This window comes from Streptomyces sp. NPDC002958, assembly GCF_055563255.1.
This window is the reverse complement of the sequence record NZ_JBVHDS010000003.1, coordinates 353480-377583: the sequence shown is the minus strand read 5'-3', so window position 1 is coordinate 377583 and position 24104 is coordinate 353480. Positions and strand designations below refer to the sequence as shown.

Annotated in this window: 19 protein-coding genes; 9 read left to right on the top strand and 10 right to left on the bottom strand. The window is 69.3% G+C overall.

Annotation, left to right across the window (positions count from 1 at the left end):
- Window positions 1-4: 4 nt before the first annotated feature.
- Window positions 5-748, top strand: a complete 744-nt coding sequence (locus ACZ3IC_RS08050; RefSeq protein WP_467413724.1) for an LON peptidase substrate-binding domain-containing protein — start codon at window positions 5-7, stop codon at window positions 746-748.
- Window positions 749-788: 40 nt separating this feature from the next.
- Window positions 789-1340: a Cys-tRNA(Pro) deacylase gene (gene ybaK / locus ACZ3IC_RS08045; protein ID WP_467413723.1), complete on the top strand. Its 552-nt coding sequence runs from the start codon at window positions 789-791 to the stop codon at window positions 1338-1340.
- A gap of 429 nt (window positions 1341-1769) precedes the next feature.
- Here the strand turns inward: ybaK and ACZ3IC_RS08040 are convergent, their stop codons facing one another.
- From ACZ3IC_RS08040 to ACZ3IC_RS08025, 4 genes are all read right to left on the bottom strand, one after another.
- Window positions 1770-2495, bottom strand: a complete 726-nt coding sequence (locus ACZ3IC_RS08040) for an ABC transporter permease (protein ID WP_467413720.1) — start codon at window positions 2493-2495, stop codon at window positions 1770-1772.
- A 34-nt stretch (window positions 2496-2529) separates the two neighbouring features.
- Window positions 2530-3384 (bottom strand): ABC transporter permease, encoded by an 855-nt coding sequence (locus ACZ3IC_RS08035; RefSeq protein WP_467413719.1) that lies wholly within the window; start codon window positions 3382-3384, stop codon window positions 2530-2532.
- A gap of 67 nt (window positions 3385-3451) precedes the next feature.
- On the bottom strand, window positions 3452-4426 hold the full coding sequence (locus ACZ3IC_RS08030) for an ABC transporter ATP-binding protein (RefSeq protein WP_467414041.1): 975 nt from the start codon (window positions 4424-4426) through the stop codon (window positions 3452-3454).
- A 153-nt stretch (window positions 4427-4579) separates the two neighbouring features.
- Window positions 4580-5854: an NYN domain-containing protein gene (locus ACZ3IC_RS08025; protein WP_467413718.1), complete on the bottom strand. Its 1275-nt coding sequence runs from the start codon at window positions 5852-5854 to the stop codon at window positions 4580-4582.
- Window positions 5855-6080: 226 nt separating this feature from the next.
- Here ACZ3IC_RS08025 and ACZ3IC_RS08020 point away from each other — a divergent pair, with 226 nt between their 5' ends.
- On the top strand, window positions 6081-6260 hold the full coding sequence (locus ACZ3IC_RS08020; RefSeq protein WP_467413716.1) for a hypothetical protein: 180 nt from the start codon (window positions 6081-6083) through the stop codon (window positions 6258-6260).
- A 99-nt stretch (window positions 6261-6359) separates the two neighbouring features.
- On the opposite strand, the gene dnaE is transcribed toward ACZ3IC_RS08020, so the two are convergent.
- Entirely contained in the window at window positions 6360-9905 is a 3546-nt protein-coding gene (gene dnaE, locus ACZ3IC_RS08015; protein ID WP_467413715.1) for a DNA polymerase III subunit alpha, read from the bottom strand.
- A 324-nt stretch (window positions 9906-10229) separates the two neighbouring features.
- Here dnaE and ACZ3IC_RS08010 point away from each other — a divergent pair, with 324 nt between their 5' ends.
- From ACZ3IC_RS08010 to ACZ3IC_RS07990, 5 genes are all read left to right on the top strand, one after another.
- Window positions 10230-11558 carry a DUF2252 domain-containing protein gene (locus tag ACZ3IC_RS08010; RefSeq protein ID WP_467413713.1) on the top strand — a complete coding sequence of 443 codons (1329 nt, stop codon included), beginning with the start codon at window positions 10230-10232 and terminating at the stop codon, window positions 11556-11558.
- A 66-nt stretch (window positions 11559-11624) separates the two neighbouring features.
- Window positions 11625-12347: a hypothetical protein gene (locus tag ACZ3IC_RS08005; RefSeq protein ID WP_467413710.1), complete on the top strand. Its 723-nt coding sequence runs from the start codon at window positions 11625-11627 to the stop codon at window positions 12345-12347.
- A gap of 48 nt (window positions 12348-12395) precedes the next feature.
- The gene (locus tag ACZ3IC_RS08000; RefSeq protein WP_467413709.1) at window positions 12396-13211 is read left to right on the top strand and encodes a DsbA family protein; all 816 of its coding nucleotides are present in this window, start codon (window positions 12396-12398) and stop codon (window positions 13209-13211) included.
- A 92-nt stretch (window positions 13212-13303) separates the two neighbouring features.
- On the top strand, window positions 13304-14965 hold the full coding sequence (locus ACZ3IC_RS07995) for an alkaline phosphatase D family protein (RefSeq protein ID WP_467413707.1): 1662 nt from the start codon (window positions 13304-13306) through the stop codon (window positions 14963-14965).
- 316 nt (window positions 14966-15281) lie between these two features.
- Complete coding sequence (locus tag ACZ3IC_RS07990; protein WP_467413705.1) at window positions 15282-16262, top strand: zinc metalloprotease; 981 nt, start codon at window positions 15282-15284, stop codon at window positions 16260-16262.
- Between the two features lie 55 nt (window positions 16263-16317).
- Here ACZ3IC_RS07990 and ACZ3IC_RS07985 read toward each other — a convergent pair whose 3' ends face one another.
- The 5 genes from ACZ3IC_RS07985 to ACZ3IC_RS07965 all read right to left on the bottom strand — a co-directional run bounded on the left by ACZ3IC_RS07985 (window position 16318) and on the right by ACZ3IC_RS07965 (window position 20247).
- Entirely contained in the window at window positions 16318-16896 is a 579-nt protein-coding gene (locus tag ACZ3IC_RS07985; RefSeq protein ID WP_467413703.1) for a dienelactone hydrolase family protein, read from the bottom strand.
- Between the two features lie 391 nt (window positions 16897-17287).
- Window positions 17288-17767 (bottom strand): GNAT family N-acetyltransferase, encoded by a 480-nt coding sequence (locus ACZ3IC_RS07980; RefSeq protein ID WP_467413701.1) that lies wholly within the window; start codon window positions 17765-17767, stop codon window positions 17288-17290.
- Window positions 17764-18705 (bottom strand): RluA family pseudouridine synthase, encoded by a 942-nt coding sequence (locus ACZ3IC_RS07975; RefSeq protein ID WP_467413699.1) that lies wholly within the window; start codon window positions 18703-18705, stop codon window positions 17764-17766. Before ACZ3IC_RS07975 ends, ACZ3IC_RS07980 begins: the two co-directional genes overlap by 4 nt.
- Before the next feature lie 23 nt (window positions 18706-18728).
- On the bottom strand, window positions 18729-19319 hold the full coding sequence (gene lspA, locus ACZ3IC_RS07970) for a signal peptidase II (protein ID WP_467413698.1): 591 nt from the start codon (window positions 19317-19319) through the stop codon (window positions 18729-18731).
- 58 nt (window positions 19320-19377) lie between these two features.
- A complete protein-coding gene (locus ACZ3IC_RS07965; RefSeq protein ID WP_467413695.1) occupies window positions 19378-20247 on the bottom strand; it encodes a TraR/DksA family transcriptional regulator in 870 nt (289 codons plus the stop codon).
- Between the two features lie 541 nt (window positions 20248-20788).
- Here ACZ3IC_RS07965 and ileS point away from each other — a divergent pair.
- Entirely contained in the window at window positions 20789-23956 is a 3168-nt protein-coding gene (ileS, locus tag ACZ3IC_RS07960) for an isoleucine--tRNA ligase (protein WP_467413693.1), read from the top strand.
- Window positions 23957-24104 lie beyond the last annotated feature (148 nt).

The window sequence follows — 24104 nt, the reverse complement described above, 5'->3', positions numbered from 1 at the left end:
CGTTGTGACCACCGCTCGCCTGCCTCTGTTCCCGCTGAACGCGGTGCTGTTCCCCGGCCTCGTGCTGCCGCTGAACGTCTTCGAAGAGCGTTATCGCGCCATGATGCGCGAGCTGCTGAAGACCGACGCCGACGAACCCCGCCGCTTCGCCGTCGTCGCGATCCGCGACGGCCGCGAGATCGCCCCGACGGCCGCCGGAATGCCGGACGCGGTGAACACCCCCGCCGAACGCAGCCCCGCGGACGGTTTCGGCCCCGACCCGATCCAGACCTTCCACCGGGTCGGCTGCATCGCCGACGCGGCGAAGATCAGGGAACGGCCGGACGGCAGCTTCGAGGTCCTCGCGACCGGCACCACCCGGGTCAAGCTGCTCTCCGTCGACGCGAGCGGCCCCTATCTGACGGCCGAGCTCGAAGAGCTGGGCGAGGAACCCGGTGAAGAGGCGGGCGCTCTCGCCAAGGGCGTACTGCGGGCCTTCCGCAGCTACCAGAAGCGGCTGGCCGGGGCGAGCGAACGGTCCCTGACAACGGGCGCGGACCTGCCCGACGACCCCTCCGTCGTCTCCTACCTGGTCGCGGCGGCGGCCGTACTCGACATCTCGTCGAGGCAGCGGCTCCTCCAGGCTCCCGACACCGCGACCCGGCTGCGCGAGGAACTGACGCTGCTGCGCTCCGAGACCGCCGTCATCCGCCATCTGCCGTCCCTGCCCGCGGTGGACCTGACGCGCGCCCCGACCCACCCCAACTGACCGACCGACTGACAACCGACCGACCCGAGGACCCTTCCCCGTGGCGAAGAAGCCGAAGAAGCAGCAACAGTCCGGCGGTACCCCGGCAACGGTCGCGCTGACCGCGGCCGGCACGGCGTTCACCGTCCACTCCTACGACCACGACCCGGCGTCGGCCTCCTACGGCGAGGAGGCGGCCGAGGCACTGGGCGTCTCCCCCGACCGAGTCTTCAAGACCCTGGTCGCGGATGTCGACGGCGCCCTCACCGTGGCGGTCGTCCCGGTGGCCGGCTCCCTGGACCTCAAGGCCCTGGCCTGCGCGGTGGGCGGCAAACGAGCCGCGATGGCCGACCCGTCCGCGGCGGAACGCACCACCGGCTATGTACGGGGCGGCATCTCCCCCCTGGGCCAGCGCAAGCAGCTGCGTACGGTGCTGGACGCGTCGGCGCGGTCCCATGAAACGATCTGTGTCTCGGCGGGCCGCCGCGGCATGGAGGTCGAACTGTCCCCCACGGATCTGGCGTCGCTGACGGGGGCGGTGTTCGCGGAGATCGGCCGGGGGTTCACAACTGCTGGTCCAGTACCTTGTTTTGGCGAACATGGGCACGGTTGACTGAACGGTGTTCCGGTCTGTGGGTGTGCCTGACTGGGTATGCGTAACGTGTGCATCGCGATCTGGGACGCCGGGTGTGGTGTCAGCAGTCGGGGCCCCCGTATCACCGGAGTGATGGATCGGGGCCTACCCGTCGCCTTTGGCCACACCCACATGGCCAAGTCGTAGGGATTCCGCGCACCTGGGACGGACCGCATACGTGATACGCGTCGCCGACCAGGACGTGAAAGCGGAGGACCAGTGCGCCCAACACCGTTCGGGGCGTGCCGGTGAGACAGAACTCACTCCTGCTCACTGCCCAGGGACGGTAGGCGCCCGGGACACTTCGGCCCGTCCGGCGTTCGAGGACCGGGGTCCGGGGCGGAGTCCCGGTTCGGGAAGGGGCGGGCGGAGGGCAGGCACCGCGCAGCGGCCCACCCGCACCTGCCCCTACGACTCCGTCGGCGGCACCGGCGGCACACCCCCACCCGAAGAAGCACCCGCCCCCGGCACGGGCCCACCCGCGGCCCGCCCCGGAAATACGCCCCACTCCGGCTCCGGATCCCGCGGCCCGAACAACCCCGTCAATCCGAGATGGACGGCCATCGCCGCCAGCGGCCACGCCAGCAGCGCCCCCTTCGCCCGCAGCTGAAGCGGTGCATCGAAGATCACGCCCTTGCCGACCGCTCGCGCGTGCGCGACCACGTCCTGATCCGGCCCGAGCCACACCCCCAGCCGCCAGGCCAGCAGCGAACCGAGCAGCCCGCCCAGCGCGAGCCCCACCACCACGGCGATACCGCCACGCCGGTGGAACCAGAAGACCAGCGCCGCAGAGACCGCACCGAATGCCAGTGCCAGCAGCACGAACGTACCGTCGGCGCCGATCGCCTCCTCACCTTCGCTGTCGCTGAGGAAGACGGCCGTGCCGTCGGAGATCAGCGGAACCCGCGGCGCCAGCCACAGCCAGAGGAATCCGAGCCCGATACCCGCGACCGTCACGAGAGCCGTGACGACAGCGGCCCGCCGCAGACCCGACCGGAGATTCCTCTCCTCCTCCGGCTCCAGCACGATGCCGGGGTGGGGGCCGCCGGGATCACCGGCCCCGCCCCACTTCGGCGGGGTCTGCCGGGGGCCGTCGGACGAGGGCTGGTGAGGCGGCGTCAGTGGTGCGGTCACCCTGCCATCGTGCCAGGCGTACCTGTGCCACGCCTCACCGGACCGCTGCCCTGCGGTACGCCCAGGTGGCCGCGGCCAGCGAGAGGACGCCGACGACGGCGCAGACCGCGAGATCCAGTGCGACGACCGCCCAGTCGGGATGGGCGTCGAAGGACCGGGAGAGCGCCTCGACACCGTACGTCGAGGGCAGCAGATCGCGGGCCCAGCCGATCGGCACGGGCAGCCGGTCGGCCGGCAGGACTCCGAGGAGCAGCGCCGCCGACATGCCCAGCTGCCCGAGCAGCGTGGCCAGCTCCTGCCGGGGCGCGAGCAGCCCCATCGCTGCACCGAGCCCGGAGAGCGCGGCCCCGGAGAGCGGGATGACGGCGACGAGCACCCACAGATGCGTCAGCGGCAGCCCGAACAGCACGCTCCCCGCCACGGCCGTGACGATCGTGCCGGGCACGGTGAAGGAGGCGTACGCCCCTGCCGTACCGAGCACCACTGCGGCGGGCGGCACCGGCAGGGTGGCGTAGTGGTCGAGCCCGCCGCCGGCCCGTAGCTGTCCGAAGTACTGGGCGAGCAGGTTGAGCGCGACGAAGGCCACCACGAGGACACTCGATCCGGCGACGACGGCCCGCGCCTCGGAGCCGCCGTCGACGACCCCGCGCATCAGCACCATGATTCCGATGGACTGGAAGGTCGCGACGAAGAGCAGCGGGATACGGGCGACCCTGGCCCTGGACAGCTGGGCGCGGTAGACGGCCGCGAGCGAGGGGAACAGCCGGGCCTGCGGCGCGAGCGGCGCGGGGGCCGGCCCGTCGTAGCCGTAACGGTCGCCGTCGGCACGGTCGCTCTCGGCGGTCCGGACGGGTCCGGTCACCGCCTGTGCGGGAACGGTGCTCGTCACCTGGCGCTACTCCTGTTCGCTCGCTGCCCGGCCACGCCTGCGCACCCGGTCGCCCCGCTCGCCCCGGTCATGACTTCACCAGCCCCTTGGTCGCATCCCCGCCGAGCGCGAGATAGACGTCCTCCAGGCTGGGCGTCGCCAGCGTGAAGTCGTCGAGTGCGGCAAAGGCCGCGCCGCCGGTCACCGCGGCGACCGCCGTCCGCGCCTCGTCGGGACCGAGCCGCAGCACCCAGCGCCGCCCGGACTCCTGGGCCGAGCCACGCAGTGCGGCCACTTCCGGCACGTCCAGGGGCGCCCGTTCGCGCCACACCAGCTCGACCCGGACCTCGCCCGCGACGCGTTCCTTGAGTCCGGTCGGCGTGTCGCAGGCGATGACCTTGCCGCGTTCGATCACGGCTACCCGGTCGAGGACCGTCTCGGCCTCGATGACGTTGTGGGTGACAAGCAGCACCGTCGCGCCGCGTTCGGCCCGGCGCCGGTCCACGGCGGCCCAAACGGCGCGCCGCGCGACGGGGTCCATCCCGGTCGTCGGTTCGTCCAGCACCAGCACCGGCCGTTCGCCGACCAGCGCGGCCGCGAAGCAGGCGAGCCGCCGCTGTCCGCCGGAGAGCTTCTTCAGGGGGCGCCCCGCGATCTCGACGAGGCCCAGTTCGTCGAGTACGGCGTCGCGCTCGGCGCGGGCGTCCCGTACCGCGAGGCCGCGCAGCCGTCCGGTGGTCTCGGCGGCGAGCGACACGGTCAGCTCGTCGAGGGCGGTGGACTCCTGCCCGAGGTACCCGATCAGCCGGGAGGCCCTCTCGGGATGGCGTACGAGGTCGTGGCCCAGCACGGTGACGCTGCCGGAGTCGGGCCGCATCAGCCCGGTCAGCTGCCGTACCAGGGTGGACTTTCCGGCGCCGTTGGGGCCGAGAAGTCCGAAGATCTCGCCGCGCCGCACATCCAGGCTGATCCCGTCAGTGGCGCGCACCTCGGGCGTGGCGGGTGCACCGCGGCGGCCGCGGGCGGCGGGATAGGTCTTGACCAGATCACGCACCGCGCACACGGTCCCGGTCGCCGTCTGCGCCTGTGCTGTGCCCGTACTCACGAGGTACGAGAGTACGGGGTCGGATGCCCCGTATTGCGCCCGGGGCTTTGTCGGTCGGGCGTCGACGCAGCACTCGCCGACCGGGGCGCCCCCCTCCCGCCCGATGCACCGTCAGTCGCCGGACGGGCTCGTACGCTCCACCGCCGGAGCGTGTTCCGCCGCGGCCCGTACATCGATCTCCCGCCAGAATCCCGCGCGGATCGCATAGCGGTCGTGCTCATCGATCTGGTCGTCCTTGTGGGCGAGCAGACCGAACCGTGCCGCGTACCGCAGCAGTTCGCCGTCGATGCGGTGCGGGATGCGCGGATACATGGTCGACAGCTTCTGCAGATGGGCGGTCTCCGGCAGGCGTTCCATCCAGCGGCGGGCGAAGACCTGGCCCACCTCGAAGGGGTCGCCGCCGACGGTGGTGATGTCCTCCTCGCGGTCCGCCCAACGCTGCTCGGCGCTGGTGAGCTGGGCCAGCGTCGGGAGGGACGCCGTTTCTGCGGGCTCGCCCAGCGGTCCGCCCCGCTCCATCCAGCCCTTGTCGGAGGACCAGCGCAGGGTCGCATTGGCGGGCGAGGGCTGGGCGGGGGGCTGGATGCCGGGGCCGCGCAGGCTGCCTGCCAGGTCCTTGGGGGTGGGGACGCCCTTACCGCCGTGGCCGGACCGGTCGGCGGTGGGGCTCTCCTCGGGCGGTGTCGCAGTGCCGTCGGCGGCGGCCGCCGCCTGGGCCTCCGATGCCCGCTCGGCGGAGGCGGCGAGGGCTGCCTCGGGCAGCGGCGCGGAGAGGATCGCGGCGATCTCGGGGCGCGGCGCGGGCGGCGGGGCGCAGACGCCGCCGGTCTCCTTGGCCCGTACGGCCTGGGTGATCCAGGCCCGGTCGAGCACCCTCCGTTCATCGGCCTCGGCGACCAGGTCCTCCGACTGGTTGTAGTCGCCGTCGGCTGCCTGAACGGCCCAGAGATGGACGGCGACGCCGTGTTCCTTGGCGGACATCAGGCCGGGCAGCAGATCGCCGTCACCGGTCACCAGCACCACGTCGGAGCAGGCCCGGTTCCTGGCCAGTTCGGTGAGCTCGGCGTGCATCGCGGCGTCGACGCCCTTCTGCGCCCAGCGCCCGTCACTGCGGGTGAGAGCACCGAGCCGCACGGTCACCCGGGGCATCACACGCAGCCTGCGGTGCTCGGGCTGCGGTACGCGGTCGGGGGCACCGTCGAACCAGTAGATCCGCAGCAGCGGCTGTTGCGTATCGGCCTCTGCCAGATCTCGCAGTCCCCGGATGAGGGCCGCGTGGTCGACGGTGATGCGGGAACGGGCGGGCTCTCCGGCCAGCAGACTCGCGGCTGCTCCCAGCAGGTAGCCGGCGTCCACCAGGACGACGCAACGGTCCACGCGTTCCACCCTCTTCCAGAAGTTCGGGTGTGGTCTTTGCCCAAGGGTTTTCTTCGAGTCTGCCCGACCGCGCAGGGGTTGACGGCCGGAACTCGATCATCGGCGTGGCGGATCCGGAAAACGGCGCATGATACCCCCTTCACTACGCACGGTAATGATCCAACATGCACCCTTTATCCCGTTATGTGAATCTGAACGCGGTCCTGGCCCCGAAAGTCCCCACAGGAGGAACACCATGGCCAAGAACAAGAACCGCAAGCAGAGCAGCCAGCAAAACCGCGCGTCCCGTCCGGAGCGCGGAGCGGAAGAGACCAAGTCGACCGGGTACGAGTCGCAGATACAGCCTCAATCGCCGGCCCAGGGCAGCCCCGCTGATGTTGCCCGTAAGCACCAGCGGCGCTTCGGCCACAACTGACCGGGCGGATCTCCGGTCCGGCCACAGGCCGGGTGGCCGAGAGGGGCGCGCCGCTTTCGCGGGGCGCCCCTCTTGTGCGTGAGCGTCGGCTCCCGTGTGTCAGCCGGCCAGGCAGGACGGCCCGAGCAGCACCTTCAGGTCACCGAAGAGTGCCGGGTCGGGCTTCACCCGGTGCCGGTCGAGCCGGAGCACCGTGGTCTTGCGGGGGCCCTGGAGCTTGATCCGCACCTCGGTGTCGCCCCGGTGGTTGCTGAGGACCTCGCCGAGGCGGCTGACCATCGGCGGGGTGATCTTGACCGTGGGGATGGTCAGGACCACGGGGGCGTTGGTGCCGGCCGACGAGATGTCGGGGACCTGCATCTCCATGGCGACGAGCCGGGGCACGTCCTCCCGCTTGTCGAGGCGTCCCTTGACGAAGACGACGGTGTCCTCGACGAGCTGGGTGGAGACCAGTTGGTAGGTGGCCGGGAAGAACATGCACTCGATGGAACCGGCCAGATCCTCGACGGTGGCGATCGCCCAGGCGTTGCCCTGCTTGGTCATCTTGCGCTGGAGGCCGGAGATGATGCCGCCGACAGTGACAATGGCACCGTCGGCGTGCTCCCCGCCGGTCAGCTGGGAGATCGAGGAGTCGGCCTTGTCGGACAGCACGTGTTCCAGACCGAAGAGCGGGTGGTCGGAGACGTACAGACCGAGCATCTCGCGCTCCTGGGCCAGCAGGTAGGACTTCTCCCACTCAATGTCGGAGAACTCCACGTCGAGCCCGAAGCCCGGCTCGTCGCTCTCCTCCTCGCCCATGCCGCCGAAGAGGTCGAACTGCCCTTCTGCCTCCTTGCGCTTGACCTGCACCACGTTGTCGATCATCGGCTCGTGGTGGGCGACCAGGCCCTTGCGGGTATGGCCCATCTCGTCGAACGCGCCGGCCTTGATCAGCGACTCGACGGTGCGCTTGTTGCAGACGACCGCCTCGACCTTGTCCAGGAAGTCGGGGAAGGTGCTGTACTTCCCCTTCGCCTTGCGGCACCGGATGATCGAGTCGACGACGTTCTGACCCACGTTGCGGACGGCCGTCAGGCCGAAGAGGATCACGTCGTCGCCCTGCGCCGCGAAGTTCGACAGGGACTCGTTCACATTGGGCGGCAGCACCTTGATGCCCATACGACGGCACTCGTTGAGATAGACCGCCGACTTGTCCTTGTCGTCCTTGACCGAGGTCAGCAGCGCCGCCATGTACTCGGCGGGGTAGTTCGCCTTGAGGTAGGCCGTCCAGTAGGTGACCAGTCCGTACGCGGAGGAGTGCGCCTTGTTGAACGCGTATCCGGCGAACGGGACCAGTACATCCCACAGGGCCTGGATCGCCGCGTCGGAGAAGCCCTTCTTCTTGGCGCCCGCCTGGAAGAGGACGAAATTCTTCTCCAGCTCCTCGGGCTTCTTCTTGCCCATCACGCGGCGCAGGATGTCGGCCTCGCCGAGCGAGTATCCGGCGACGATCTGGGCGGCCTTCTGCACCTGCTCCTGGTAGACGATCAGGCCGTACGTCAGGCCGAGCGTCTCCTTGAGCGGCTCCTCCAGCTCCGGGTGGATCGGGGTGATCTCCTGGCGGCCGTTCTTGCGCTCGGCGTAGTTCGTGTGCGAGTTCATGCCCATCGGGCCCGGCCGGTACAGGGCCGAGACGGCGGAAATGTCCTCGAAGTTGTCGGGCTGCATCTGGCGCAGCAGGGAGCGCATCGGGCCGCCGTCGAACTGGAACACGCCGAGCGTGTCACCGCGGCAGAGCATCTCGTACGTCTTCGGGTCGTCCAGCGGGAGACCGAGGAGGTCCAGCTTGACGCCCTTGTTGCTCTCCACCATCTTGACGGCGTCGTCCATGATGGTCAGGTTCCGCAGACCCAGGAAGTCCATCTTGATCAGGCCGAGCGACTCGCACTGCGGGTAGTCCCACTGCGTGATGGTCACACCGTCCGTGTGCCGCACCCAGATCGGGGCGTGGTCGACGATGGGCTCGCTGGACATGATGACACCGGCGGCGTGCACGCCCATCTGCCGGACCAGGCCCTCGACGCCCTTGGCGGTGTCGATGACCTTCTTCACGTCCGGCTCGTTCTCGTACATCCCGCGGATCTCGCCCGCCTCGCTGTAACGCGGGTGCGAGGGGTCGGTGATGCCGTTGAGGTCGATGCCCTTGCCGAGGACGTCGGCGGGCATGGCCTTGGTGAGCCGGTCGCCCATGGCGTACGGGTAGCCGAGGACACGGGCCGAGTCCTTGATGGCGTTCTTCGCCTTGATCTTGCCGTACGTGCCGATCATGGCGACCTTGTCCTCGCCGTACTTCTCGGTCACATACCTGATCACTTCGACGCGCCTGCGCTCGTCGAAGTCGATGTCGACATCGGGCATGGAGACGCGCTCGGGGTTGAGGAACCGCTCGAAGATCAGCCCGTGCTCGATCGGGTCAAGGTCGGTGATGCCCATCGCGTACGCCACGATCGAACCGGCCGCGGAACCCCGGCCGGGGCCGACCGCGATGCCGTTGTTCTTCGCCCACATGATGAAGTCGGCGACGACGAGGAAGTAGCCCGGGAACCCCATCTGGATGATGACGTCCATCTCGTACTCGGCCTGCTTCTGGCGGTCCTCGGGGACGCCGCCCGGGTAGCGGCGGTTCATGCCGCGCCGCACTTCCTCCTTGAACCAGGTGACGTTGGTGTAGCCCTCCTCCGGGATGTCGAACTTCGGCATCAGGTCGCGCTTCTCGAACATCCCGGTGGTGTCGATCTGCTCGGCGACCAGCAGGGTGTTCGCGCACCCCTGCTGCCAGGCGTCGGAGGAGTCGACGGCGTACATCTCGTCCGCCGTCTTGAGGTAGTAGCCCGTGCCGTCGAAGCGGAAGCGGTCCGGGTCGGAGAGGTTCTTGCCGGTCTGGATGCACAGCAGCGCGTCGTGCGCAGTGGCCTCGTGGGCGTAGGTGTAGTGCGAGTCGTTGGTCACCAGCGGCGGGATGTTCAGCTTCCTGCCGATTTCGAGGAGCCCGTCGCGGACCCGGCGCTCGATCTCGATGCCGTGGTCCATCAGCTCCAGGAAGTACTTGTCCTCGCCGAAGATGTCCTTGTAGTCGGAGGCCGCCTGGACCGCCTCGTCGAACTGGCCGAGCCGCAGCCTGGTCTGCACCTCGCCCGAGGGGCAGCCGGTGGACGCGATCAGGCCCTCGGACCACTGGGCGATGGTCTCCTTGTCCATGCGCGGCCACTTCTGCAGCCAGCCCTCGGCGTACGCGTCCGAGGAGAGCCGGAAGAGGTTGTGCAGCCCCTTCGCGTTCGACGCCCAGATCGTCTTGTGGGTGTAACCACCCGAACCCGAGACATCGTCGCGCTTCTGGTGCGGCTGGCCCCACTGGATCTTCCGCTTGTGCTTGCGCGACTCCGGCGCGACATACGCCTCGATGCCGATGATCGGCGTCACGCCCGCCTTCTTCGCCGAGTGGAAGAAGTCGTACGCCCCGTGCAGGTTGCCGTGATCCGTCATCGCGATGTGCGACATGCCCATTTCATTGCAGGCAGCGAACATGTCCTTGAGCCGCGCGGCACCGTCCAGCAGCGAGTACTGGGTGTGGACGTGAAGGTGCGTAAAGGGCGGCTTCGACGACACGGTTTGTGGCCTCCGGGCGAGCAGGGCGGGTGAGGGGGACAGCGTGGAAGTCTACGTCGCGACACCGATACTCCGCGGCCTGTGACTCCGACCGCGCACCGTCGAAAACAATGCGGGCGCCGAGATCACAGAAGCAGCGGTCAGCTGCCTCCACCCTCGCACGTGGGCGTGGCGGCCATCCGAGGTGGAATCACCCACGCGTCACCCGAATCAGTGACTGTGGCCGTACTTTCCGGGTCCGGGCACTGATGCGGCGCCTCCGGCGTTCTCAGCAGGAGGGCAGACAGGAAGGGCCCTGTCATCAACGAAGGAAGCAGGCCGGCAATGCGCAGCACTTTCGAAGTCTCGGACACTGAGCGCGAGGAGCAGATCCTTGCGGTCTTCGAGGCTGCCTTCGGAGAGCTCCTGGCCGCGGACCCGACAGCCTTCCGGGTCAAGTTCCGCAAGATGGCCGCATCACCGTTCGCGTTCTACAGGGGCACGGCCTGCCTGTATTACGCCGATCTCAGCTCGACGAGGAACGCGGACCCCTATCTGGACGACAGAACCAGCAGGGTGTGGGTGCACGGCGATCTGCACGCCGAGAACTTCGGCACGTACATGGATTCCAATGGCCGCCTTGTCTTTAATGTGAACGACTTCGATGAAGCCTTCGTAGCCCCCTTCACCTGGGACCTCAAGCGGTTCGCCGCCTCCGTCGCGCTGATCGGGTACGCGAAGGCACTGGGCGACGACCAGATCACCGAGCTGGTCCGGATCTACGCCGTGGCCTACCGCGAGCGGATCCGCGCGCTGGCGACGGGCGCGAAGAACGACGAGGTACCGCCCTTCACCCTGGACACGGCCGAGGGCCCGCTGCTGGACGCGTTGCGCGACGCCCGGTCGCTGACCCGGTTCTCGCTGCTGGATTCGATGACGGAGATCCGGGACTTCGAGCGCCGGTTCGCGGCGGGCGGCGGCTCGATCGATCTGGACGCGGCGACCCGCTACAAGGTGCTGGCCGCCTTCGACGGCTATCTGGAGACGCTGCCGGAGTCGAGCCTGACCCGCCCCGACTCCTATCGGGTGAAGGATGTCGTCGGCCGTCGCGGCATCGGCATCGGTTCGGCCGGGCTGCCCTCGTACAACATCCTTCTGGAGGGCAACAGCGACGCCCTGGAGAACGATGTGGTGATCTATCTCAAGCAGGCGCAGACCCCCGCGGTCTCCCGGCACATCACCGACGCCGCCGTGCGCGACTACTTCCAGCACGAGGGCCACCGCACGGTGATCTCGCAGCGCGCCCTGCAGGCGCACTCCGACCCGTGGCTCGGCTGGACCGAACTGGACGGGGCCGGGCAGCTGGTCGCCGAGGTGTCTCCGTACGCGGTCGATCTGGACTGGTCCGACATCGACGAGCCGGAGGAGATCGCCGCGGTCGTCGCCGACCTCGGCCGGGCGACGGCGACGATGCACTCCGCGGCGGACGACGAGAGCGGTCACTCCCTGGTGCCGTTCTCCACCGAGCGCGCGATCGACGCGGCGATCGCGGCGGACGAGGAGGGCTTCGCCGACCTGCTGGTGGATTTCGCCCACAGCTACGGCGCCCGGGCCCGCGCCGACCACCGGATCTTCGTGGATCTCTTCCGCAACGGCCGCATTCCGGGGTTGTAGGTCCCCGCAGGCCATGTGTGCCCCTTCAGGGATCGCCTACAGGTTCGCATGCGACACTCCTCGACGATGGACATATCCGGGACACAGCTCAGAGTCGTTCGCGCGGCGCTTTTCACAGCGCTCGTCGTGACGCTCTCCACTGCGTCCCATGTACTGCTCTCCCAGGTCCCGCTGCCGCTGAACGTCGTGGCCCTGTTGGCCGGCGTCGTCTTCGCCGTGGCGTACGCGCTGGCCGGCCGGGAGCGCGGCTTCGGGGCGATCGCCGGACTGCTGGTCCCGCTGGAGCTGGCCGCCGACACCGTATTCACCACCGGCCAGCACCTCTGTTACGGCGCGGCGGGCGGCCCGATCGCGGGGCCGTTGCGCTCGGTCGGCGTCGATGTGCTGTGCGGCGGCGGTGACATCGGCGCCGGTGCGAACCCGGTCGACGACGTCGGCACCCCGCTCGCCTCGGTGGCGGACGGCGGACACACCGCGGTCGCACTGCTGGCCTCCCCCGGTCCTGCGGTGCCGTGGCTGCTGCTCGCCGCCCATGTGACGGTCGGCCTGCTCGCCGCGGCCTGGCTGCGGCGCGGCGAGTCCGCGCTCGCCGGCCTGCTGGGCGCGGTCGCCGTCCTGGCGTTCCGGCCGCTGCTGATCGCGGTCGCCGTGGTGGGCACGGCCGGCCGCTCCGTACACCGCAGGCTGCGCCCCGCCGGGCACGGCCCGCACCTGCTCGTACACGCCCGTCTGCTCGTGCACTCCGTGGGACGGAGGGGTCCGCCGCGCTCGGCCCGCGCCATCGCCTGAGCACGCACATCCCTGACGACGTACCACCCACACCATGGAGAAACGAACATGAGCAACCGCAACAGCCAGGCCAACAAGGCGGCAGCCCGCGAGCGTCTGCGCGCCGAGCGCGAACGCCAGGCCAAGAGGGACAAGACCCGCAGGCAGGTCGTCGTCGGCGGCTCGATCGTCGGCGTGCTGGCGATCGCGGGCGCCGTCGGCTGGGGTGTCATGCAGCTGAACAAGCCGTCCCACTGGGAGGCGGCCAAGGACGCGAAGAACGTCACGGCACCCAAGAACACCTCGGGCAAGGACGGCACGACCGTCGTCATCGGCAAGCCGACCGCCAAGAAGACCCTGGAGATCTACGAGGACCCGCGCTGCCCGATCTGCGGAACGTTTGAGCAGGCCATCGGCGAGACGGTGCAAAAGGACATCGACGCCGGAAAGTACAAGATCAAGTACATCGGCGCCACGTTCCTCGACGACATGACCGCCGGCGAAGGCTCCAAGAACGCGCTGAGCGCGCTGGGTGCCGCGCTCGATGTCAGCCCGCAGGCCTTCCTGGACTACAAGTCCGCGATCTACTCCGCCAAGTACCACCCGGAGGAGACCGACGACAAGTTCAAGGACGACGCGTACCTGATCGAGATCGCCGACTCCGTCGATGCTCTGAAGGGCAACAAGGAGTTCCAGAAGGATGTCGAGGACGGTACGTTCGACAGCTGGGCGATGAAGATGTCCGAGGCGTTCGACAAGAGCGGCGTGCAGGGCACTCCGACGCTGAAGATGGACGGCAAGCCGCTTACCGGATCGGACGGCAAGAACGCGCCGATGACGGTGGACGAGTTCAACACCGCGGTCGACGCCGCGCTGAAGGGCTAGCAGCAAACTCCCGGCATCGACTCTCGGACGGGCAGGCGAACTTCCTTCGTTCGCCTGCCCGTTCGCCTTACCGGTCAGTAGGGTTCTCCTCCGTGACCAGTCGACGCGTTCCTTCGCCGTTATCCGCCCCCAGCCGCCGCACGGTCGTCAAGGCCGCTGCCGCCACCGCCGTCGCGGCACCCGTACTGGGCTCCGCCACCACCGCGCGCGCCGCGGACGGGCCCGCCTTCCTGCACGGAGTTGCCTCCGGCGACCCCCTCCCCGACGGCATACTTTTATGGACCCGCGTCACCCCGTCCCCCGACGCCGTGCCCGGTTCCGGCCGGGGCGCCGATACGGCGGTGCGCTGGGAGGTCGCCGAGGACAAGGAGTTCACCCGGGTCGTCGCACAGGGCTCCACGGTCGCGAAGGCCGCCTCCGATCACACCGTCAAGGCCGATGTGCGGGGGCTGAGCCCGGCCACCGCGTACTGGTTCCGCTTCTCGGCGGGCGACGGTGCGAGGACCTTCTCGCCGACGGGCCGCACCCGTACCGCACCCGCGGCCGGGGCTGCCACGCCCGGGGTGCGCTTCGGGGTGGTGTCGTGCGCCAACTGGGAGTCCGGGTTCTTCTCCCCGTACCGGCACCTCGCCGCCCGCGCCGACCTCGACGCGGTGCTGCATCTCGGCGACTACATCTACGAGTACGCGTCGGGCAGTTACCCGGACGCGAAGTACGTCGTACGCCCGCACGAGCCGAGGCACGAGATCCTCACCCTCGCCGACTACCGTACCCGGCACGGCAACTACAAGACCGACACCGACCTCCAGACCCTGCACGCCACCCACCCGGTGATCGCGATATGGGACGACCACGAGTTCGCCAACGACGCCTGGTCGGGCGGGGCCGAGAACCACGCGCCGGGCACGGAGGGCTCCTGGGCCGACCGGGCCGCGGGCGCCAAGCAGGCGTACTTCGAGTGGATGCCGGTCCGTACCTCCACCGAGGGCACCGTCTACCGACGGCTGCGCTTCGGCGACCTGGCCGATCTCCACCTCCTCGATCTGCGCACCTTCCGCTCCCAGCAGTCGACGATCGGCAACGGCTCGGTCGACGACCCGGATCGCACGATCACCGGCCGGGCGCAACTGGACTGGCTGAAGTCGGGTCTGGCCGGCTCGGACGCCACCTGGAAGCTGGTCGGCACGTCGGTGATGGTCTCGCCGGTCGCGTTCGGTTCCGTACCCGCGCATCTGCTGGAGCCGCTGGCCGGGTTGCTGGGGCTGCCCACGGAGGGTCTCGCCGTCAATGTCGACCAGTGGGACGGCTACACGGACGACCGCAAGGAGCTGATCACGCATCTGCGGGACCGGTCGATCACCAACACGGTGTTCCTGACCGGCGACATCCACATGGCCTGGGCCAATGACGTACCGGTGAAGGCGGCGACGTATCCGCTCTCGGCGTCGGCCGCCACCGAGTTCGTGGTGACCTCGGTGACCTCGGACAATCTCGACGACATCCTGCATGTCGCACCGCAGACCGTCTCGGCGGTCGCGAGCGCGGCGGTCAAGACCGCCAACCGCCATGTGAAGTGGGTGGACATGGACTCGCACGGCTACGGCGTCCTCGATGTGACCGCCGAGCGCTCGCAGATGGACTACTACGTGGTCTCCGACAAGACGAAGCGGGACGCGACCTCCGCCTGGACGCGTTCGTACCGGACGCTCAGCGGGACGCAGAAGGTCGAGCGGGCGGACCGCCCGGTGCACTGAGGGTCTACTTTTCAGCCAATCTGGTCCATGTTGACGGCGCATTACATCGCTACGGCGGGTGGTGTCTCTCCCGGCTCCAATGGGGACACACCACCCGCCGGGGTAACGCTGGACGTTACGTCCGCGTCGCAAACTCCGGAGCACGCAGAATTATTTCTTCCCGTTCACCCGGTTCGCCCCACGATCGATTGGGCTTGATCGATTCTCCTCAAGATCTGACATGCGCACGTAACCTCCCGGCGGCAGGTGAGGAAATCCCTCCCCCACACATCCGCGAGGAGTCCCTGTGCGCACTCTTGCCCGTATTTCGCCGCGTATGCGTAACCGTGCGATCGGCACCGCCGTCCTGGCCGGAACGCTGGCCCTGACACCGCTCTCCGCTTCCTCCGGCTCCGCCGCCGCCCAGGCGTCCGTCTCCTCCGCGTCCGCCGCATCCGCAACGTCCGCCGAGAAGTGCGCGAGCGAGGCGAGCACCAATGCCACCGCGCGCGAGGCCCGTCCCTCGGGCGCCAAGCACGCCGCGGACCCCAATGAACTCACCGCGTCCCAGGCCAAGGCCATGGACACGCAGCTCAAGGAGAGACTCGCGGACCGCCGGGTCAACGGCTCCGCGCTCGCTGCCGGAGCGACCATCCCGGTCTACTTCCATGTCATCCACTCCGGCACCACCGGCAAGCTCACCGCGGGCGACATCAGCAGCCAGATGAACGTGCTGAACGCGGCCTTCAGCGGCCAGGGCACCGGCAACACCGACTCCGGCTTCCAGTTCTCGCTGGCCGGCACCGACTACACGGACAACGCCTCCTGGTACAACCTCTCGTCGGGCTCCACCGCCGAGAGATCGATGAAGTCGACGCTGCGCAAGGGCGGCAAGAACGCGCTCAACATCTACACCGCCAACCTGGGCGGCGGCCTGCTCGGCTGGGCGACCTTCCCCAGCTCGTACGCCTCCAGCCCGAGCATGGACGGCGTGGTCGTCCTCGACGCCTCACTGCCGGGCGGCTCCGCCACCCATTACGACGAGGGCGACACCGCCACCCACGAGGTCGGCCACTGGATGGGGCTGTACCACACCTTCCAGGGCGGCTGTAACGGCAAAGGCGACTACGTCTTGGACACGCCCGCCGAGAAGAGCGCCGCGTTCGAGTGCCCGACCGGGCGCGACACCTGCACCACCAAGACGGGGGTCGACCCGATCCACAACTTCATGGACTACACGTACGACTCCTGCATGTACCAGTTCACCCCTGGCCAGGTGCAGCGGATGAGCGACAGCTGGATCGCCTACCGGGGCTGATATTTACCCCCGTCCACGCGCAAGGGCCCCGCACCGGTGCGGGGCCCTTGCGCGCTCACAGCGTGGCGAGGAAGCCGAGCGCGACCTTCCAGGCCAGCTCGGCCGATGCCGCGTCGTGGTCCGGCAGTTCGGGGTCCGTGAAGAGATGGCCCGCGCCCGGATAGCGGTAGACCTCGACATCGGCGCCGGTCCGCTGCATCTGCAGATACCAGGAGTTCAGCCAGTCGTGCGTCTCGAACGGGTCCGGGTCCGCGACATGCAGTTGTACGGGCAGCTCGTCCACCGAGGCGTTCTCGGCGATGTCCGAGGTGCCGTGGAAAAGCAGCAGACCGCGCGCCTTCTCGTCGCCGAGCGCCAGGGTCTGCGCGGTGGACGCACCGAAGGAGAATCCGGCGTACACCAGGCCCCGGTCGGAGTAGGGCGCGGCAGCCAGCACGGCCCGCCTGAGCAATTCGTCCTTGCCCACCTCTTCCTTGAAGGCCAGGCCTTCCTCCACGGACTCGAAGGTGTGCCCCTCGAAGAGGTCGGGCACCTGCACCTCGTGCCCGGCGGCGCGCAGCCGGTACGCGGCCGCGTGCACCGCGGGGCGCAGACCGTACGTCGAGTGGAAAAGCATGATGTCCATGAAGCCCATGGTGCCAGTTGAGGTCGTCGGCTCGAACCGGTCGGGGACCGGCACGCCCGGTACGCCGCGGACATCCGTGATCGCAGGGACCCTCGACGGCCCAGCCGACGCGCCATTCGCCCGGCCTGCCGCTGAGCCGGCCCCGCGCCAGGCGGCGCGGGGCCGGCTCATCACAGGCTGCGTACGTCCAGCTGTCGCAGCACCCGGTCGACGACCTCCGGGTGCGTACCCGCCTCGTTGCGGGCCGAGAGTGCCGAGTGGCGGGCGGCCGACATCATTTCGCGCTGGACCCGGCTGATCGCCTTGAAGCATTCGGCGCGCCTCGCGTACGGGCTGACCCGGACGTATGCGGGGTGCCGCTCGCTCCGTACGACCTGGGCGGCACCCGGCGCTCGTTCGCCTACTGCAGGGCGCGGCGCATAGCCCGGTGGGCGATCCCCGCGTCGGGGAATTCGGGGCCGTAGGCCACATAGCCGAGCCGCTCGTAGAAGCCGAGCGCATGGGTCTGGGCGTGCAGATCGACGGCGGCGAGACCGCGCTCGCGGGCCGCGTCCTCGATGGCCCGGACCAGCGCCACGCCGACGCCGAGACCGCGCGCCTCCTTGGTCACCGCCAGCCGGCCGAGCGAGCCGACGGCGAGGTCGCCGCCGGTCCTGGCGACGGCGGCCGGGCCGTGCAGCAGCCGTCCGGTGCCGAGCGCCGAACCGTCCGCCGCGACGGCGATCACATGCACCGCGACCGCGTCGTAGGCGTCGTACTCGATCTCCTCGGGCACGTTCTGCTCGCCGACGAAGACGTCCTTGCGGACCTGGAAACAGGCGGCGCGGTCCTGCTCGTCGACGACGGTACGGGTGGTGTACGGGGCGGGCGTACCGGTCATTCGCTCTCCGCCGCGATCTTGTCCAGGGCCTGCTGGAGGTCGTCCGGGTAATTGCTGGAGAACTCCACCCAGCCGCCGTCGGACGGGTGCTCGAAGCCGAGCCGGACGGCATGCAGCCACTGCCTCGTCAGGCCGAGGCGCTTGGCCATCGTCGGGTCGGCGCCGTAGGTGATGTCACCGACACAGGGGTGGCGGTGGGCGGACATGTGCACCCGGATCTGGTGCGTGCGGCCCGTCTCCAGCTTGATGTCCAGGAGGCTGGCGGCGCGGTAGGCCTCGATGAGGTCGTAGTGCGTCACGGAGGGCTTGCCCTCGGCCGTGACGGCCCACTTGTAGTCATGGGTGGGGTGGCGCCCGATGGGGGCGTCGATCGTGCCGCTCATCGGGTCCGGGTGGCCCTGCACCAGCGCGTGGTACTTCTTCTCGACGACCCGGTCGCGGAACTGGGCCTTCAGCAGGGTGTAGGCCCGCTCGGACTTGGCGACGACCATCAGGCCGGAGGTGCCGACGTCGAGGCGGTGGACGATGCCCTGCCGCTCGGCGGCACCGGACGTCGAGATCCGGTACCCGGCCGCGGCGAGACCGCCGATGACGGTCGTGCCGGTCCAGCCGGGGCTCGGGTGGGCGGCCACCCCGACGGGCTTCACGATCACGACGATGTCGTCGTCGTCGTGCACGATCTCCATGCCCTCGACGGGCTCGGCGACGATCTGCACCGGAGCGGGTGCCTGCGGCATCTCCACTTCCAGCCAGGCACCGCCCCGCACCCGCTCGGACTTCCCGACCACCGAGCCGTCCACCTGCACCTTCCCGGCAGCGGCCAGGTCAGCGGCCTTGGTGCGGGAGAAACCGAACATCCGGGAAATGGCGGCGTCGACACGCTCGCCCTCCAGGCCGTCGGGTACGGGCAGGGTGCGGACCTCGGGATACGTACTCACCTGTCGAGTATGCCTTGCGCCCGCTAGTCCTTGTGCACGGTGCCGTCGGGGTCCAGGCCCTTGAAGGAAAGGATCACGATCAGGACGCTTCCGCAGACGATCGCGGAGTCGGCGAGGTTGAAGACGGCGAAGTGCGCGGGCGCGATGAAGTCCACCACCGCGCCCTGGAAGGCGCCGGGAGCACGGAAGATGCGGTCCGTGAGATTGCCGAGCGCTCCGCCGAGCAGCAGACCGAGCGCGATGGCCCACGGCAGGCTGTAGAGCTTGCGGGCAAGCCGGGCGATCACGACGATGACGGTCGCCGCGATGAAGGTGAAGATGATCGTGAATGCCTCGCCGATACCGAACGCGGCACCCGGGTTACGGATCACGTCGAACTTCAGCCAGTCGCCGAAGATCTCGATCGGCGGGTGGTGCTCCAGCTTCTCCACCACGATCGTCTTGCTGATCAGGTCGAGCAGATAGGCGATGACGGCCGCCGCGAAGAGCACCGTGATCTTCCGCTTGCCCGTGCTCGGGGCCGTCTCCTCGGCCCTGCTCTCGGTCTCGTCCCCTTCAGTCCCCTCAGCGTCGGGGATGTCCGGCGTACCGATGATGCGCTCCGCCTCTGCCACGTGAGTCCCTCAACCTAGGTTTCCGACTGAGGACGAGGGTACGTCACACCATCGCGGATCAGCCGCGTCGCTCCTGCTTCTGTTTGTCCTCGACGCAGAGCGTGGCGCGGGGGAACGCCTGCATCCGCGCCTTGCCGATCGGATTGCCGCAGACCTCGCACAGTCCGTACGTCCCGGCGTCGAGCCGGGCCAGGGCCCGCTCGGTCTGGTCCAGCATCTCCTGGGCGTTGGCGGCGAGCGACATCTCGTGCTCGCGCGTGATGTTCTTGGTACCGGTGTCCGCCTCGTCGTCACCCGCCCCGTCTCCGGATTCGCGCATCAGCCCGGCAAGTGCGGCACTCGCGGCCTCCAGCTCACTGCGCAGCCGCATGATCTCGCTGCTGAGCACGGCCCGCGCCTCTTCGACCTCCTCCGGCGTCCAGGGGTCCTCGCCCGGCCGGACCGCCAGCTCGCCGGGGGCTGTCGTGGCGACTCCACGCGCCGGAGGCACGGGCGCAGCGCCCTTGCCGGCCGTGCGGGTCCGGGCCGTGCTCTTCTTGGCTACCACCGTGTGGGCTCCCGTCTGCTCGGCGGCCTCGGCCGCCACCGTGGCCGCCGCGGCGGCCTTCTTCGAAGCCTTTTTGACCGCGCTCTTCGCCACGCTCTTCTTCGCAGGTGCCTTCTTGGCCGGCGGCGCGTGCTCGGCATCCACGTGCCCGGCGTGCGCCGCCCTCTTCCGGGCTGCGGTCTTCTTCGCCGCGGCTTTCCCGGCCGCGGTCTTCTTCGCAGCGGACTTCTTCACGGCTGTCGCCGGGCCGTCCTCGGGGACGCTCTCGGCACCCGCCTGCGAAGCGTACTCCGTACCCGCCTCTCCGCTCGTCCTCCTGGCCGCGGCACCCGTGGATCTCGCTGACGCCGTCTTCTTTGCGGCGGTCTTCTTCGCCACCATGGCCGCGGCCCCTTCACATATTGTGATCTTGCACGCGAATCGTGCTGGGACGATAAATCGACCCCAGCCCCGCGGCAACCGGGCACGCCGCCGAATCGCCCCTCCCCGTGTCCGGATACCGGCGCGCCTGAATCCCTTGTGCCCAGCTCCCCGCCGGGTAATCCGCCTCCGGGTCTCCCGCCGGGACTCGGTACGTCCACGTCTGCCTGTTCGGGTCACGCCCCGCCCCACGGGTTAAACCGGTCGGCCGTCGCCCGTACGGGCCCGTACACTGGCCTGAGCGAGAGGCGTGGATGGGACGAGTAGCGTCGTAGGCAGCCAGGAGCGACCCGGGGACGGTGGAAGCCCGGGGGCGAGCACGTCGTGAAGATCACCCGGAGCCGCCGGAAGAACGCCGCAAGGCAAGTAGAACCGGCATCGCGACCCCAATGAGGGGGCCACGGGCGCACGCCCGGGGCCAAGGAGGGTGGTACCGCGGGAGCCGATGAGGCCCTCGTCCCTCCGACGGAAGTGGAAAACGTCCGCCGGAGGAAGTCCGCCCATGACATCGCCGCAGTACCACCAGGTACCCGCCCAGGTCGACCTGCCCGCGCTGGAGCACGCCGTGCTCGATTTCTGGCGCGACAGCAAGGTCTTCGCCAAGAGCCTCGAACAGTCCGAGGGACGCCCCGAGTGGGTCTTCTACGAGGGCCCGCCCACCGCCAACGGCATGCCCGGCGCCCACCACATCGAGGCCCGCGTCTTCAAGGACGTCTTCCCCCGCTTCCGCACCATGCAGGGCTACCACGTCGGCCGCAAGGCCGGCTGGGACTGCCACGGACTGCCGGTCGAGCTCGCGGTCGAGAAGGAGCTGGGCTTCAACGGCAAGAAGGACATCGAGGCGTTCGGCATCGCCGAGTTCAACGCCAAATGCCGCGAGTCCGTGACCCGTCACACCGACGCGTTCACCGAGCTCACGACCCGGATGGGCTACTGGGTCGACCTCGACGACGCGTACCGCACGATGGACCCCGAGTACGTCGAGTCGGTGTGGTGGTCGCTGAAGGAGATCTTCAACAAGGGCCTGCTGGTCCAGGATCACCGCGTCGCCCCCTGGTGCCCCCGCTGTGGCACCGGTCTCTCCGACCACGAGCTGGCGCAGGGTTACGAGACGGTCGTCGACCCGTCGGTCTTCGTGCGCTTCCCCCTCACCTCCGGCCCGCTGGCCGACCAGGCGTCTCTCCTCGTCTGGACGACCACCCCCTGGACCCTGGTCTCCAACACCGCCGTCGCCGCACACCCCGACGTCACCTATGTCGTCGCGACGAACGGCGAGGAGAAGCTCGTCGTCGCGCAGCCGCTCGTCGAGAAGGCGCTGGGCGAGGGCTGGGAGACCACCGGCCGGACCTTCACCGGCCGCGAGATGGAGCGCTGGACGTACGAGCGCCCGTTCGAGCTCGTCGACTTCCCCGCCCCGGCGCACTACGTCGTCAACGCCGAGTACGTGACGACCGAGGACGGTACGGGTCTGGTCCACCAGTCCCCCGCCTTCGGCGCCGACGACCTCGTCGTCTGCCGCGCCTACGGCCTCCCGGTCGTGAATCCGGTCCGCCCCGACGGCACCTTCGAGGAGGACCTGCCGCTGGTCGGCGGCGTCTTCTTCAAGAAAGCCGACGAGGCGCTCACCGAGGACCTGGCCGCCCGCGGCAAGCTCTTCCGGCACGTCCCGTACGAGCACAGCTATCCGCACTGCTGGCGCTGCCACACCGCGCTGCTCTACTACGCGCAGCCGTCCTGGTACATCCGTACGACCGCCATCAAGGACCGGCTGCTCGAAGAGAACGAGAAGACCAACTGGTTCCCGGACTCGGTCAAGAACGGCCGCTTCGGCGACTGGCTGAACAACAACGTCGACTGGGCGCTGTCCCGCAACCGCTACTGGGGCACCCCACTGCCGATCTGGCGCTGCGAGGACAGCCACCTCACCTGCGTCGGCTCGCGCGCCGAGCTCAGCGAGCTCTCCGGCACCGACCTCTCCGGGCTCGACCCGCACCGCCCGTTCATCGACGAGATCACGTTCACCTGCTCGCACGAGAACTGCCAGCTGGAGGCGTACCGCGTCCCGGAGGTCATCGACGCCTGGTACGACTCGGGTTCGATGCCGTTCGCGCAGTGGGGCTACCCGTACAAGAACAAGGAGATCTTCGAGAGCCGCTACCCGGCGCAGTTCATCTCGGAGGCCATCGACCAGACCCGCGGCTGGTTCTACACGCTGATGGCGGTCGGCACGCTGGTCTTCGACAAGTCCTCCTACGAGAACGTGGTCTGCCTGGGCCACATCCTCGCCGAGGACGGCCGCAAGATGTCCAAGCATCTCGGGAACATCCTTCAGCCGATCCCGCTCATGGACCAGCACGGCGCGGACGCGGTGCGCTGGTTCATGGCGGCGGGCGGCTCCCCGTGGGCAGCGCGCCGCGTGGGCCACGGCACGATCCAGGAGGTCGTCCGCAAGACCCTGCTGACCTACTGGAACACGGTCGCCTTCCAAGCCCTGTACGCCCGCACCTCCAACTGGGCGCCCTCCTCGGCGGACCCGGCCCCGGCGGACCGCACGGTCCTGGACCGCTGGCTGCTGAGCGAGCTGAACGCGCTGGTGGATCAGGTCACGCAGGCTCTGGAGGGTTACGACACCCAGCGCGCCGGCAAGCTCCTGTCGGCGTTCGTCGACGATCTGTCCAACTGGTACGTACGCCGCTCGCGCCGCCGCTTCTGGCAGGGCGACAAGGCGGCGCTGCGCACCCTGCACGAGGTCATCGAGACGGTGACCCGGCTGATGGCCCCCCTCACCCCGTTCATCACCGAGCGGGTCTGGCAGGACCTGGTGGCACCGGTCACCCCGGATGCCCCGGAGTCGGTCCACCTCTCCGTCTGGCCGAAGGCGGACCTCGCGGCCATCGACCCGGCGCTCTCCACCCAGATGGCGCTGGTGCGCCGCCTGGTCGAGCTGGGCCGGGCCACCCGCGCCGAATCGGGCGTGAAGACCCGTCAGCCGCTGTCCCGGGCCCTGGTCGCGGCGGCGGGCTTCGAGTCCCTCTCCCCCGAGCTGCACGCCCAGATCACGGAGGAGCTGAACGTCTCCTCGCTGGCCTCGCTCACTGATCCCTCCGCTGGTCCGGCAGGCGGCGGCTCGCTGGTCGACACGACCGCGAAGGCGAACTTCCGAGCGCTCGGCAAGCGGTTCGGCAAGGGTGTCCAGGCGGTGGCCAAGGCGGTCGCGAACGCCGACGCGGCGGCCCTCTCGCTGGCCCTGCGCGAGGGCACGGCCTCGGTCGAGGTGGACGGCGAGACGGTCACCCTCTCTCCCGACGAGGTGATCATCACCGAGACTCCGCGCGAGGGCTGGTCGGTGGCGTCCGACTCGGGCGCGACGGTCGCCCTGGACCTGGAGATCACCCCGGAACTGCGGCGCGCGGGCCTCGCCCGTGACGCGATCCGCCTCATCCAGGAGGCCCGCAAGAACAGCGGCCTGGACGTCGCGGACCGCATCGCCGTCCGCTGGACGTCGCCCTCCCCCGCCACGGTGGAGGCCCTGACCGAGCACGCGGCTTTGATCGCGGACGAGGTCCTGGCGCTGGACTACGCGCAGGGCGAGGCGGACCAGGCGTACGGCGCCCCGTTCGAGGACGAGGGCTTGGCCCTGACGTTCCGCCTCCGCAAGACGGAGCAGTAACCCTCACCCCCTCGGAGGCCCGCCGGAACAAACGTTCCGCGCGGGCCTCCGGCACACCCAAACCCCTCGGGCACAACCAGGCCCCTCCGGCGATTGAGGAGTTGGGAGCTGGGGTCGGGGGCGGAGCCCCCGGATACGAAAAGGAACA